The sequence below is a fragment of the Paenibacillus phytorum genome (genome assembly GCF_013141715.1).
GTDB classification, from domain to species: Bacteria; Bacillota; Bacilli; order Paenibacillales; family NBRC-103111; genus Paenibacillus_E; species Paenibacillus_E phytorum.
In genome coordinates this window covers 73,196-87,632 of record NZ_WHOA01000125.1, presented here as the reverse complement: position 1 = coordinate 87,632, position 14,437 = coordinate 73,196, and the positions used below count along the sequence as shown (strand labels likewise).

The following is a 14,437-nucleotide window of genomic DNA, read 5'->3' as shown; positions in this document are numbered from 1 at the left end:
TGCTTACGAAGTTAGTTTTGCTAATGCAAAACTCTTAGGAGGATCAACATGGACAATGACCGGATTATATCGGCTAATTTAATGATGGAGGACAACACGATTGAGTACAGCCTACGTCCTCGTTATTTGGCCGAATATATCGGCCAGAAGCAGGCGAAGGAGAACCTCAAGATCTATATTGAAGCTGCCAAGATGCGTAAGGAAGCGCTTGATCATGTGCTGCTGTATGGGCCACCTGGCCTTGGCAAAACAACTCTGTCCAACATCATCGCCAACGAGCTTGGCGTGAATATAAGAACGACCTCCGGCCCTGCGATCGAGCGGCCGGGGGATTTAGCTGCCATCCTGACGAATTTGCAGGAGGGCGATGTGCTTTTCATCGACGAAATTCATCGCCTCCACCGTACGGTGGAAGAGGTGCTGTATCCGGCGATGGAGGACTTTGCCCTTGATATTATCATCGGCAAGGGGCCGAGTGCACGCTCGGTGCGTCTAGACTTGCCGGCGTTTACCTTGATCGGCGCGACGACACGCGTCGGATTGCTTTCTGCGCCACTGCGTGACCGTTTTGGGGTCGTCAGTCGGCTGGAGTTTTATACGGTGGAGGAGCTCACCTACATCGTCAGCCGAACGGCCGACATCCTACAGGTCGGCATCGTCGGTGAAGCTGCACGCGAGATCGGCATGCGCTCGCGTGGAACGCCGCGAATCGCGAACCGCTTGCTGAAGCGGGTGCGCGACTTCGCGCAAGTGAAGGGCGATGGCATTATCACGCTGGACATCGCCAAAGAGGCACTCAAGCTCATACAGGTCGATGACCTTGGGCTTGATGAGATTGATCATAAGATGCTGCGCGCCATCATTCAAAACTTCCAGGGCGGCCCAGTTGGGCTCGAAACGATTGCCGCCACTATCGGCGAAGAGAGTCAGACGATCGAAGACGTCTACGAGCCTTATTTGCTGCAAATTGGTTTCTTGCAGCGTACCCCTAGAGGCCGGATGGTAACGCCTCAGGCCTATCATCATTTAGGGTTACCGGTGCCGGAACAACGGTAATTTAAGATCTTTTGCCGCTGCTGAAAGGCGGGCAAAAGATTTTTTTGTTTCTGTAGAGTTGTACAGCGCTAGATAGTGTTTTTTTTTCGGTCGAGCTTGCTGAGCAAGAAGTTTCTTAGTTTTAATCGAGCTTAGCGGTACAAGAAAGCTTTTGTTTCCATTCGAGTTTAGCTTGTATTAGAAAGCTTTTTGCACTTTCTCCAAATTGGAGGTGTAAGTGAGGGAATCTCAGAAGCTCGAGCACAATTTATAGCGATGTTGTACTTTCTGCAACAATTTAGGGCTTTAAATGGTTTTACTAAGCGATTGTTGTACAAAGTACAACAATTTAAGGCCACACCTGCTCATTTAGTCTTCTACAGGAGAAATTGTTGTATCTTTTGCAACATAAGGAGGAATATGAGGGGAAATCCGAACGAATTGTTGCACTTTCCGCAACAATCGAGGTTCTTTAAGGCTTAGCAGAAGGAATTTTGGAATGTTACAAATGAAGCAGCAATGAATCTACGATGTTTTTTGCCTATGTAAAATTCTATCAACCAAAACTTCTTCCAATTTCTAGAGTCTAATTTAGTAGAATGCTGCAAAAGAAAGGAAATTGTGTCGAATGAATTGGAGAAATAAGCTGCTTACCCCTAAGAGAATAGCTTTAATAACGACGGCTGCTTTGACCTTTGGAACATTCTCTGCGCTGGTGCCCCATGCAAATGCAGAGGGGATCAAACACTTGGATCAGATTCGTGTTGCACTTTTGATAGATTCAACCAAATATAAGAAAGTAGAACCTGTAGTTACCCTTACGGCATCTGGCGGTCTGGATATTGCTGTACGTAATTCAGCCGGTACTGCTGCTAAACCGTGGGCATCGATACCGGATGCTTCGATTCGAATGTCGATTGATCAGTACAGTGTAATTATGCTCGAAACGATAGACTACATAGCAGCCAAAGCCTTAAATGCTAAATTAACGGCGATGCCCGAAGATAGCTATGTGTTAAGTAGAGTGAAACAAGGTAGAACCGTGTATCAAGTTTATTACGGCAGCTTCGCCTCTAAGGAAGAAGCCGAGGACGCTGCGGCGCAAGCGCTTAAAGATACAACAGTTTCAGCATTAACGAAATCGGCTCCTCCTGTATTTAAAGGTCCACTGCATTGGAGTGCGGGTACGTATGCTGATGAGGCAGCTGCTTTGCAGCAGTTGCTTGTATTTAACCAAGCGGGACTCGATGCAGATATTGCGCTGCAAGAAGATGCGGCAGGTAAACTAACCTATAGCGTATGGGTAGGTAATGAAGCTACTACAGGACAGTTAGAAGCAGTAAAACAGACTGCGTTACGCGCAGCTCCCAACTTGCTTTTACAACCCGTGAATACGAAATCATCCTATTTAATACGCAGATCGGATGTAACGGCTTCCTCGAATGGCTCCGCTTCGGTGTCTCATTATGCCGCGGCAGCAGGTGATCAAAAGACAGTAATCCATCCGAAAAGTCAGGGAATTGCAATCAAGGAGCGGGCTAACCTCAGTTACCGCGGAGACATGGAGATAAGTACCTATCATGGTAAGTTAGCTTTAGTGAATGAAGTGCAGATGGAGCAATATTTATATGCTGTCGTAGGCTCAGAGCTTAACTCCGGTTGGCCAACAGAGGCGTTGAAAGCACAAGCTGTAGCTGCCCGTACTTTTGCAATCAAACAGGGAAATAAGTACGAGATAGCACAAGTTACGGATACAACGTTAGATCAGGTTTACTATGGGATACAAAAGGAATTTGCTGCGGGAATACAAGCTGTTGATGCAACGAAAGACGAAGTATTATCAGATAAAAATGGACTGATTTCACCTGTGTTTTCTTCGAATTCAGGCGGGATGACTGCGGATCCCTCTGAAGTATGGGGGAATCCATTAGCTTATTTGCGTAGTGTACCAAGTCCGGATGATGGTGCTGAAAAAGGGAAGGCCATCTGGTATCGCATTCAGTTAACCGATGGTCGAACCGGCTACGTACACAGCATGTACCTCAAAGACAGTGGTCAGAAGGGCAAAGAGGGCGCATCCTACTACGAGGCCACGGAACAAGGTGTAAATGTCCGTACGGCACCTTATGTAGATAATGCAGGTAATCCTTCGATCGCTCAGCTTTCCAATAAAGAGAAAGTGTTAGTGTTGGGCCAAGAAAAAGAATCGAATGCCTATTCTTGGATTAGAGGTCCTTATACAGGTAATGAAATTAAAAGTAAATTAGCGGCAGCCAATGTAGTTGTAAGCGGAGATCTGCAATCACTTGAAATATCGAAGCGAGGACCTTCAGGGAGGGTGACCGAGCTTAAAGCGAACGGAGTTGTGGTGAAGGTGCCTTATCCCGATGCCTTACGTGCGGCACTTGGGGGATTACCCAGCACCCGGTTTGAAATTGTACAAGCAGGAAGTTATACTGGTAATACCCCAGATCCTATTGGCTTAGCGATTGCAGGTGCAGGAAGTAGCGAGACAAGTAGTGCTGGATCTGATTCGGTCTATGTGCTGTCTGGTGGTCAATCACAGCCTACAGCTTTGAAGATAACCGATTTAACGGCTTTAGGCACAACGGGACAGTCGAAACCGACGTCTCCGTCAGTAACCCCTGTGATCCCTCCTAATCCACAAACGTCAGGTCAAGGCAATCAGTTCATTTTCCGTGGAACAGGCTTTGGACACGGACTTGGCATGTCTCAATGGGGTGCAAGAGGTTATGCCGAATTAGGCTACGATTATAAGAAAATACTTCAGTCTTATTATGCTGGAGTCAACATAACTAAGGAATGAATACACAACATGGATGTACAAGTTTTCGATTTTGAACTACCTGAATCATTGATTGCCCAGACGCCGCTGCTTGATCGTACGGCGTCTAGACTTCTTACACTGAACAAACAATCAGGTGAGATAAGTCATCGGACTTTTGAACAACTTATTGATTATGTAGAAGCCGGGGATTTGCTCGTGATGAATGACACACGAGTCATTCCAGCACGGCTTTTTGGTGCGAAGAAAGACACCGGCGCCAAAGTGGAGATTTTGCTCCTGAAGCCCCTTGGCGAGGATCGCTGGGAAGCCTTGGTAAAGCCTGGAAAACGCATGCAATTAGGGGCTGTGGCGGTTTTCGGCGTGAACGTCAACTCAACTAATGGCGAACAACCCTTGTTAACGGCGGAAGTTGTGGAAGTTGGAGATATGGGTGGTCGAGTGCTCCAATTTAGTTATGCAGGCATTTTCAATGAGATTCTAGATCGATTGGGCGAAATGCCGCTTCCTCCTTATATTAAGGAGCAGCTGTCCGAGCGGGAACGCTATCAAACGGTATACGCAAAGCATGAAGGCTCAGCTGCCGCACCAACGGCAGGGCTGCACTTTACCGAAGCCTACTTGGATAAACTTCAAGCTAAGGGTGTTCGTCTTGCATTTGTCACCTTGCATGTTGGGCTCGGGACTTTCCGTCCTGTATCTGTGGACACCATTGAAGAACACCAAATGCACGAGGAATATTACATGCTGTCAGCTGAAACGGCAGCACTAATTAACGAAACCAAAATGAATGGTAAGCGTGTGATTGCCGTAGGGACTACATCTGCGCGCACGTTAGAAACGGCAGCTGGCTTAAGTCGTAAGTACGCAGGTAATGAGACTAACGAACAATTAGTAATTCAACCTTCACAGGGCTGGACTTCAATTTTTATTTATCCGGGGTATACGTTCGGTGTGGTGGATGCTTTGTTAACCAATTTCCACTTACCTAAGTCAACCCTGCTTATGCTCATTAGCGCAATGGCTGGGCGAACGAATGTGTTGCAAGCTTATGAAGAAGCTGTTCGAGAGCAATATCGCTTTTTTAGTTTTGGAGATGCTATGTTAATTTACTAAGATTCAGTAGTCAGAAAGACGCTTAGAATAGGAAGTGGATGTATTGGCAGCAGCAGTTACGTACGAACCAATCAAAACATGTAAACAATCCGGAGCACGTCTTGGACGCGTTCACACCCCTCACGGAGTCATTGAAACGCCAGCCTTCATGCCAGTTGGCACACAAGCAACGGTAAAAACGATGAGCCCTGAGGAATTGAAGACAATGGATGCTCATATTATTTTAAGTAATACTTATCATCTCTTCATCAGACCGGGTCATGATATTGTGAAAGCAGCTGGCGGTTTGCATAAATTCATGAATTGGGACCGGCCTATTTTGACAGACAGCGGCGGGTTTCAAGTATTCAGTCTTAGTAACATGCGTAAGATTACGGAAGAAGGCGTACAGTTTAAGTCCCACTTGAACGGGGACAAGCTGTTTCTTTCCCCAGAGAAAGCCATGGAGATTCAGAATGCACTTGGTTCTGATATTATGATGGCTTTTGACGAATGTCCTCCTTTTCCGGCAGAGTACGAATATGTGAAGAAATCACTTGAGCGTACGACGCGGTGGGCCGAGCGTTGTCTGCAAAGTCATAGCAGACCGAATGATCAAGGATTGTTCGCCATCATTCAAGGCGGCATGCATGAAGATCTTCGGAGGTTGAGTGCTGAGCAGTTGACTTCCATGGATTTCCCGGGGTATGCTATTGGTGGACTGAGTGTTGGAGAGCCTAAGCATTTAATGTATGAAGTGCTGGATTACACAACACCTCTTATGCCTGCGAATAAACCTCGCTATTTGATGGGTGTAGGTTCGCCAGATGCTTTAATTGAAGGCTCTATCCGCGGTATCGATATGTTCGATTGCGTACTACCAACAAGGATAGCTAGGAATGGGACATGTATGACTAGCGAAGGCCGTCTTGTTATTCGTAATGCTAAGCATGCGACCGACTTTGGTCCGCTGGATCCTAAATGTACTTGTTACACCTGTAAGAACTACAGCCGGGCTTATATTCGCCATTTAATAAAAGCGGATGAGACCTTCGGAATCAGATTGACTACGATTCATAACCTTCACTTTCTACTACAGCTCATGCGTGATGTAAGAGGAGCCATCCAGGAAGATCGTTTACTTGATTTCCGTGATGAGTTCTTTGCCGCTTATGGGCTGAATGATAATGAAAGAGGATTTTAAGAAAGGAGGATACCTATGTTACTATCAGCAGACACTGCGAATACAGGTGCAGTTGGGTATTTGTATACATACGGACCTTTAGTGCTCATGTTTGTCGTTCTTTACTTCTTACTTATTCGTCCACAACAGAAAAGACAGAAAACCCGTAATCAAATGCTTGGAGGATTGAAAAAAGGGGATAAGGTCGTTACGATTGGTGGGCTTCACGGAACGATTATGGAAATCACAGATGACATTTGTGTACTTCGTGTCAACGATGCGACGAAAATGACATTTGATCGTTCTGCTATCAATGCTGTTTCTAAAACTACAGCAAAAGAATAAAATAAAAAAGCGAGATCCTTCAATCAGGTTCTCGCTTTTTATTATTATAGTTCATTATTCTTTAACCGTTTCAGCAGAGCTTGCTCGCCAAGAACGAGACGGCCATCGGAAATGCGTAATCCCACTCTGGCTGCTACTACACCAAGCACAACACCTGCACACATGTCTGATAACCAGTGGATACCTAGATAAAAGATCGTGAAGATGATGAAGGCCGAAGAGCAGGGCACGAATATTTTCCAAAACGTACTGCGGCTTTTCACTGCAATTACAGCCATCGAAACCGAGATCGATGTATGTAAGCTTGGAAAACAATTATCAAGTCCAGAAAGTGGCCGATAATCTTGCTCAAAGGTTGGGAACACATCTAGTATCAAAAGCTTAACATTAGGATGAAACGACCAAACTTCGTTAACTGGGAAAAACAGATAGAATGGAATGGCGATCATATAGTTAAACATGAGTGCGTAGCAAATGGCGTAAAAGAGTCTATAATTTTTCTGGTACGTATAAAGTGCAATCGATGTTATCATTACAGCAGGAAAAACGACCACATAAAAATAACTGCTAACTAAAGTCAATGTATCATTATGGAAAAAGTGCTGAATGGCTGAAACAAAGTTGCCTTCAATGCCATAGATCGACTTGGTGAAATCGGTTTTGATATCGATCCCTTTTTCAACCCACATCTCGACTTTATTAAAAAATAGGATCGTAATCAGTGCCACAAAGTGAAGGAGATACTTACGAGAAGTAAATATTTCTTGAACAAAACTTCCAGCAATATTAAATGGACTTTTACGGGTCGCAGCGATCAGAAAAATTAAAACAGTAATTACTATATAGACCGTTGCATGTGTCATAGAATGAAAAGGGCTCATGGTGTTTTCCCCCTAATATTGGAAATTATTTGCGGCAATAACTATGATATTATACCACAATCTAAGGGGGAAAGTGATATCTTCACGGAAACGTCTTATTTTTGTGTGTTAACGCCGAGTATTCCGCCCAATGCTCCTGACACGAAAAGAATGCTAAGTAATTGAAGGGATTGAAGATTCAAACCTGCATCGAAAGCAAGAAATCCGACCAAAAAAATAAGGATAAAATAGACAAAGCCAACAATACCCCCGTGATACCAGCCGCGGTTTCCAGCTCTTTTGCCTGAAACCCAGCCTCCAATAAATAGAGAAACTGCATGAATAATCGTAGTTAACATATGCAGAGAGCTTTCTTGTGTGCTGGTTAAAAGCAGAAATAATGACGTCACTATTGTTCCAATTGTCATCATACATAATGAATAAACAAGTCCGGAAAATAAAGGAGACGTTATTCGAACCTGACTGACCGTTTTCATAGGGTTCACAGGCCACCAATCCTTTCGTATATTCGTTCGTTTCATTAACATCATTGTATGGCCAAGCACATAGAATTAGTACAGACTGTTCAAAGGGAAGGGGATAATTATGACGGAATTTTCTCAAGGTCCAGCTTTATGGCAAGCTATCGTTGCCTTGATCATTTTTGCCGCGGCTTATGTGTGTATCTTGATTGAGAAATGGGATCGGATGTATACAGCATTAGGTGGAGCCCTTCTGATGATAATGTTGGGGATTGTTCCTCTTGGCAAGGCAGTTACAAGTTACGCGAACTGGCATGTTCTTTTACTTATCACAAGCTTATTTGTTATTTCTGGCATTTTCCAGAAAGCAGGAATTATCGATTATACGGCAAGTCATATCCTACGAAAGTTTCGATTAAAGCCTATTTCGGTTCTACTTAGTTTGTCTGTCCTTTCAGCGATAATATCAGCGCTTTTGGGCGGTTTGCTAGCTATAGTTGTACTAGTACCCATCTTGCTGAAGACGACGAAAATGATGAAATTATCTGCAGTTCCTTTTCTGATTAGCATTCTCTTATCCGTGAATATTGGCGGAGCTGCAACGCTCATGGGGAATTTGCCTAACCGAATGATTGGAGCAGCAGAGAACATATCAACTGGGGAGATACTAATAAAGCTTGGGCCTCTTGTAATCATCTTGCTAGCCATCGTATATCTCGTGATATGGTTAATTTACGGGAAGAAAATGATTGTAGCAGAATCGTATAAAAGAGAGCTACTTACTTTACAACCCGCATCCTATTTAGCTTCAGATCGAGGATTTCTTGCAGGGAGCTGTTTAATCACCGGACTTACATCGTTGGCATTGTTGCTTCAAGGCGTTCTAGGGTGGAATGCCTCGTATATTGCTGCATGTGGGGCAGTGACCTTATTGGCATTAAACTACAAAGAACTAATCCAACTTTTTAAACGAAGAGACTATCTTTCCATATGGCAAGGCTTGAGAGAAACACAATTACTATTTTTCTTTGGATTATTCATCATGATCGGTGGCTTAACGTATGCCGGGATTACCGGATTTATTGCAGTGAGAGGTTTAGAAATCAGTCAAGGAAACATCCCTTTCTTATCCATTCTTCTTTTATGGCTTACTGGCTTTGGCTCTGCCATGATGGACTACATTCCTTACACTGCTGCCATGATTCCAGTCGTAGAGCATATGGGGAGTATGCTGCCAAGTGCAGCCGGTATCTCATCCGTTTCTTCATTATGGTGGTCGTTAATCGTTGGAACTGCCATTGGCAGCGGGGTAACTCTTCTAAGTTCCATGAATAGCATGTATGCGGCCGCTCTTTCTGATCAGGAGGGGGGAGGGCTAACTCAGCGTGGATATATGATCGTGGCCGCTCCGATTTCCCTGCTTTTATTCATAGCAGCTACAATTTATTTCAAGTTATTTCTGTAGGAATTGCCAACAATTGAATACGTAAATTCTGCATGATGAAGTGCATGAGCGGTCAGAATACCATTGAACTCCGAGAAGCAAGAGCTTAGATCAGGGGAGGCTAACAATGGATATTCTGACCATTTTTTTACGTACCGTGCTGATCTACTTTGTCGTTTTTCTCATGTTAAAGCTCATGGGGAAACGTGAAATTGGTAAACTGTCGCTGTTTGATTTAGTGATCTCGATCATGATTGCTGAAATTGCAGTCTTCGTGATTGAAGATGTCAATAAACCGCTCATGGATGGGATTGTCCCTATGGCAACATTGGTGCTCATCCAAATCTTGCTCGCCGTCCTAGCGTTAAAGAGCAGAGCTTTACGGATCTTTTTTGACGGGAAGCCGAGCCTCTTAATCAACAAGGGAATGATTGACAGAGAGGAAATGAAGAAGCATCGATATAATTTAGATGATTTGATGCTGCAGCTAAGACAAAATAAGATTATGAATGTGGCAGACGTGGAGTTCGCAGTGTTAGAACCTTCGGGGAAATTAAGTGTAGTGGAGAAAGAAGTGAAAGAGACAGCTAAAGTCAATGATGGAATAGGGGGTACGATTCGCTTTGAAGGACTTCCGCTGCCTCTCATTATGGATGGTAAAGTGCAGGACGAGAATTTGGAGAAAATAGGAAAAACCAGATTTTGGTTGAAAAATCAACTCCAAGTTAAAGGAGCCCGTGATTTTAAAGAAGTGTTTTATTGCTCCATTGATCATAGAGGGCGAATGTTTTTGGATCTTAAAAGATAAGCTTCTCATCAGCGTATGATTTTTTTGCCCATGTTCATAAGCCGGGTTATATCCTTTAAGCTAATCAGACGAAATACAGTGATGAATAATAAATATACAATAAATCCTATTAGAAAAGAGGTTGCAAAACGAAGCCAATCGGTTGAAGTCCAAGATGTATACATGACGAAGTAGCTGCAAAGCCCTGAAAGTGCCATAGCCGCCCCGATTTTACCGAAGTCACTGCCTTCCATACGGAATTTCAACAGGCGTACAACACTATTCCAATGCAGAAGCGTTACCAAGACGATGTTCACATTGATGGCGAAAACAGCTCCGTGAATACCCATTTCAGGTTTGCTGGCTAGCCAATATATGAGAATAAGCTTAACAGATGAGCCAATCAACGTGTTGATTAAAGCGGCTCCTGGCTTGTTCAAAGCCTGCAAGGCGGACTGTAACGGAGCTTGAAAATAAATAAATATGGCGATAGGAGCCATCATTTTCAGCATGACCCCTACATCAGGTTGATTGTACATGTATGTACAGATCGGTTCAGCAAGAACGAACATAAGGACAGCGAATGGAGCGCCGGTTACTAAAGCCAACTTCAAGGATTGATGCAGCCGCATGTGAATGGTTTTGATATCTTTGCGGGCGGCTGCTTCGCTTAAGGAGGGGACGAGCGAGACCGACAATGACATCGTAAGTGCGCTAGGCAGAAGTATGATGGGGATAATCATCCCTTGTAAGGCGCCGTATTGGGCTGTTGCCAATGAAGTTGAAATACCCGCTAACGCTAGACTTTGTGCAATGAGAATGGATTCGAACAGGTAGGAGCTTGCCCCAATCAATTTACTTCCTGTTATAGGGATAGAAATTCGCATGATTCTACGAAAATTAGAAAGTCGGCCATTCGTTTTATTCGTGCCAATTTGCGCGATAGGAGCTTTAGGAGATGTTTTCTTGTCGAACTTGAAATGGATGGCTAAGACAACTAGGCCGCCAATTTCCCCCGCTAGGACTCCCATCATGGCACCAGCTGCTGCATATTCGATCCCATAAGGGATCATTACATACGAACAAACGAGAACCATGACAATACGGATGAGTGTCTCCATAATTTGAGAAGTAGCGGTAGGAATCATATTCTGTCTTCCCTGAAAATAGCCGCGATAGACAGCGGAGATACCGATGATCGGAATCATTGGACTCATACATAGGAATGTGTAGTAAACTCGTGAGTCAGTTAATAAATGAGAGGTAATCCACGAAGCACCTACAACACAAGCGATTGTAAATACGATACTGAGACAGATCGTAATAGCCAATGAAATTTTTAGAATGCTGCGGATTCTCGTTTCGTTGTGTTCAGCCTCTGCTTCTGCTATCAACTTGGCAATCGCGACAGGTATCCCGCCTGTTATAATGGTTAAGATGACGGACAAGAATGGCCAACCCATATGATAAATACCGATACCTTCAGCACCGATGACACGCGGTAAAGTAATCCTAGGTATAAAGCCAAGAATACGGTTCAAAATGCCTGCGGCTAACAGGATCATCGTGCCTCTAATAAACGACTGCTTAGTCACTGCCATTCCCTCTTCCGATACGTGTCATATCCTATGACTATGCGAGGGTTGGCCAAGCTCATGCTAACATTTTGTGGACAGGTCACAGTTTGGCAGGAAAATGGTGGATGAACATCGAATTATTCTAATGAGTAAAGGTAAATCACACCTTAGGAGGTTCTCCCAATGAACGGAGAAGATAACGATCAAGTACCTCATCATCCTGAGGACAAGAAGAATGAACAGGTAGAGGCTAGCGAGGCAGCATCCATTGACTCTGAGGGAGAAGGGGTTTCTCTTACCGATCTGGAACTTAATGAGGTTATCGAAAGCTTATGTTTAAGCAAGGTTGAAGAATTTATTATGCTTGGCTACGAACACGTGAGTGGTAAAGATATATGGGATTGCGTTAGCGACAAATACCGCAAAACGGGTGTCCCTTCGCTTCATCAAATCGTAAATGACATTTTGTCGCTCAAATCAACGGCGTTCATGAACTGGATGACGATAAGCATGTATAGAGGAGCCCAATTCTAAGGATGGGCTTATTTTTCGTGAAACGACTTAAATTGACTCGATTTTCAGACCTGAGTATAATAGGAATATTGAGTATGGAAGGGAGACAAGCAAGAGATGGTGGATTGGAAAAGAATATCGTTCTTTTTTCTAACGGTTGTTATTGTTCTCGGAGCGATCGGAGTAACAAGCCCTAGTCTTGTAGAACGAATTAAGCTTGGATTGGATTTAAAAGGCGGGTTTGAAATTTTATACACCGCGGAACCTTTGGCAGCAGGTGCACCATTGACGAAGGAAACGCTTACGCAAGCAGCAGAGAGTCTTGCGAAACGAGCTGACAAACTTGGTGTAGCCGAACCTGAGGTTTATCCGGAAGGAACGGATCGCATTCGTGTACGTCTTGCGGGCGTGAAAAATGAAGAAGAAGTTAGAGGCTTAATGTCTAAGCCCTCGGTTCTTACCTTTAGAGGTCCGGATGGAACGGTTTATATGAACGGAACGGATTTCGTAGAAAACGCGGCTAAATTAAGCTACGATCCGAATACGAAGCAACCGATTGTCGAAATCAAGATGAAAAGCAGAGAGAAATTTAAAGAAGTGACAACTAAACTTACTGGAAGCACACTTTCCATTTATTTGGATGATGAAGTGAAGTCGACAGCATCTGTTAATTTTCCCATTGACAGTGATTCGGCGATTATTACACAAACGAGTGTAACTGAAGCAACGAATGTAGCCAAGATGATTAACTTGGGTGCGATGCCATTGAAATTAACAGAGAAATATATTCAGCGTGTGGATGCCACTTTAGGTAGTGCATCGCTGCACCAAACGGCTAGAGCTGGTTTGATTGCTTCGATCTTAATCTTTATCTTCATGGTACTATACTACCGCGCACCGGGTCTTGTGGCTGCCTTTACACTGATTACTTATGTATGGGTATTGTTGGCCATATTCGACTTTATGAATGCAACACTTACGCTGCCAGGTATTGCGGCCCTCGTCTTAGGAGCAGGTATGGCGGTCGATGCGAACATTATTACTTATGAAAGAATCCGTGAAGAAATACGTGCCGGTAAGAGCATTCTTTCATCTTTGAAATCAGGCTCGAAACATTCTTTCCGTACGATTATGGATGCTAATGTAACGAATTTAATTGCTGGTATTGTTCTGTACTACGTCGGAAACGGCGCAATTCGCGGATTCGCGGTTATTACGATGATGAGTATTATTATCAGTATCTTAACGAACGTATTGTTCTCCAGATGGCTGCTGCATCTTATCATACGGGGCAACTTGCTGAAAAAGCCAAGTTATTTCGGTGTGAAGGAGGCAGATATCCGTGGGCTTTAAGAAAAAGTATGATTTTGTGAGAAATCGCAATAAGTTTTTCATTATTTCGATTGCTCTTCTTGTTATTGGTCTGTCTGTTATGCTGTTCTCGGGCATGAATTTCGGTGTCGATTTCAAAGCAGGAACGAATATTGATCTTGTCGTGGGCAAACAACTAGACAAGGCCAAGGTTGAAGAGATATTGCATACTCTTACAACGAATGGCGATGTGAAATCGAACTTTGCGGATCCAACAATCGGCGGTAATAACAGTGATCGTGTCTCCATTCGATTCGATGATGTTCTGAATGATGATACGGTAAATAAGATCCAAAAAGCGTTCGCAACCGCTTATGGCACTGAGGTTTCCAAAGAAATCAACACAGTTGATCCACAATTAGCGAAGGAATTGTTGCTTAAAGCGGTATATGCCGTTGCCATTTCCAGCGTTTTGATTTGTTTGTATGTAAGTATTCGTTTCGAATGGCGCTTTGCCGTAGCAGCGATTATTGCCATACTTCATGATGCTTTTATGGTTATCGCTATGTTTGCGATTTTCCGCTTTGAAGTCAACTTACCATTTCTAGCGGCAGTTTTGACCACAATCGGTTATTCCATCAATGATAAAATCGTTATTTTTGACCGTATTCGTGAAAATCTGCGATTTGCAAAACTCAAAACGGACGAAGATCTCGTTGCATTGGTCAACGATAGTATCTGGCAAACGATGGCGCGTAATATCAATACCGTATTAGTAGTATTGATAGCCGCAGGATGTTTGTATATTTTCGGTAGTGAGTCCATTAAACTTTTCGCACTTGCGAAATTAATCGGTTTAACAAGTGGAGCTTATTCGTCTATTTTCATTGCATGTTCACTCTGGTATTTATTGAAAAGAAAATCTTTGCGTAGTTCTAAAAAGAAAGCTGCAGCGTAATAACCATAATAACCGGCCGCGTGAATGTTGCGCGGCCTTTG

The 14,437-nt window shown here is 43.7% G+C and carries 13 protein-coding genes; 10 read left to right on the top strand and 3 right to left on the bottom strand.

Annotated elements, in window-relative coordinates:
* Positions 1-48 precede the first annotated feature (48 nt).
* The 5 genes from ruvB (at position 49) to yajC (ending at position 6,464) form a co-directional block, all read left to right on the top strand.
* Entirely contained in the window at positions 49-1,056 is a 1,008-nt protein-coding gene (gene ruvB / locus GC098_RS18620; protein WP_171644752.1) for a Holliday junction branch migration DNA helicase RuvB, read from the top strand.
* 607 nt (positions 1,057-1,663) lie between these two features.
* Positions 1,664-3,862 carry a SpoIID/LytB domain-containing protein gene (locus GC098_RS18615; protein WP_171644750.1) on the top strand — a complete coding sequence of 733 codons (2,199 nt, stop codon included), beginning with the start codon at positions 1,664-1,666 and terminating at the stop codon, positions 3,860-3,862.
* A gap of 9 nt (positions 3,863-3,871) precedes the next feature.
* Entirely contained in the window at positions 3,872-4,957 is a 1,086-nt protein-coding gene (gene queA / locus GC098_RS18610; protein WP_171644748.1) for a tRNA preQ1(34) S-adenosylmethionine ribosyltransferase-isomerase QueA, read from the top strand.
* 43 nt (positions 4,958-5,000) lie between these two features.
* Positions 5,001-6,140, top strand: a complete 1,140-nt coding sequence (gene tgt, locus GC098_RS18605) for a tRNA guanosine(34) transglycosylase Tgt (protein WP_171644746.1) — start codon at positions 5,001-5,003, stop codon at positions 6,138-6,140.
* A gap of 15 nt (positions 6,141-6,155) precedes the next feature.
* A complete protein-coding gene (yajC, locus tag GC098_RS18600; protein WP_171644744.1) occupies positions 6,156-6,464 on the top strand; it encodes a preprotein translocase subunit YajC in 309 nt (102 codons plus the stop codon).
* 44 nt (positions 6,465-6,508) lie between these two features.
* On the opposite strand, the gene GC098_RS18595 is transcribed toward yajC, so the two are convergent.
* Positions 6,509-7,345, bottom strand: coding sequence for a phosphatase PAP2 family protein (locus tag GC098_RS18595; protein WP_171644742.1), 837 nt, complete (start codon positions 7,343-7,345; stop codon positions 6,509-6,511).
* Positions 7,346-7,440: 95 nt separating this feature from the next.
* Entirely contained in the window at positions 7,441-7,821 is a 381-nt protein-coding gene (locus GC098_RS18590) for a TIGR04086 family membrane protein (protein WP_246358713.1), read from the bottom strand.
* Positions 7,822-7,930: 109 nt separating this feature from the next.
* Between GC098_RS18590 and GC098_RS18585 the strand changes: the two genes are divergently transcribed.
* Entirely contained in the window at positions 7,931-9,271 is a 1,341-nt protein-coding gene (locus tag GC098_RS18585; RefSeq protein WP_171644738.1) for an ArsB/NhaD family transporter, read from the top strand.
* A 106-nt stretch (positions 9,272-9,377) separates the two neighbouring features.
* Positions 9,378-10,058, top strand: coding sequence for a DUF421 domain-containing protein (locus tag GC098_RS18580; protein WP_171644736.1), 681 nt, complete (start codon positions 9,378-9,380; stop codon positions 10,056-10,058).
* A gap of 8 nt (positions 10,059-10,066) precedes the next feature.
* Here GC098_RS18580 and spoVB read toward each other — a convergent pair whose 3' ends face one another.
* Positions 10,067-11,632, bottom strand: coding sequence for a stage V sporulation protein B (gene spoVB, locus GC098_RS18575; protein ID WP_171644734.1), 1,566 nt, complete (start codon positions 11,630-11,632; stop codon positions 10,067-10,069).
* A 165-nt stretch (positions 11,633-11,797) separates the two neighbouring features.
* On the opposite strand from spoVB, the gene GC098_RS18570 reads away from it, so the two are divergent.
* The 3 genes from GC098_RS18570 (at position 11,798) to secF (ending at position 14,396) form a co-directional block, all read left to right on the top strand.
* The gene (locus GC098_RS18570) at positions 11,798-12,148 is read left to right on the top strand and encodes a post-transcriptional regulator (protein ID WP_171644732.1); all 351 of its coding nucleotides are present in this window, start codon (positions 11,798-11,800) and stop codon (positions 12,146-12,148) included.
* A gap of 96 nt (positions 12,149-12,244) precedes the next feature.
* On the top strand, positions 12,245-13,480 hold the full coding sequence (secD, locus tag GC098_RS18565) for a protein translocase subunit SecD (protein ID WP_216625326.1): 1,236 nt from the start codon (positions 12,245-12,247) through the stop codon (positions 13,478-13,480).
* Positions 13,470-14,396 (top strand): protein translocase subunit SecF, encoded by a 927-nt coding sequence (gene secF, locus GC098_RS18560; RefSeq protein WP_171644730.1) that lies wholly within the window; start codon positions 13,470-13,472, stop codon positions 14,394-14,396. Before secD ends, secF begins: the two co-directional genes overlap by 11 nt.
* Positions 14,397-14,437 lie beyond the last annotated feature (41 nt).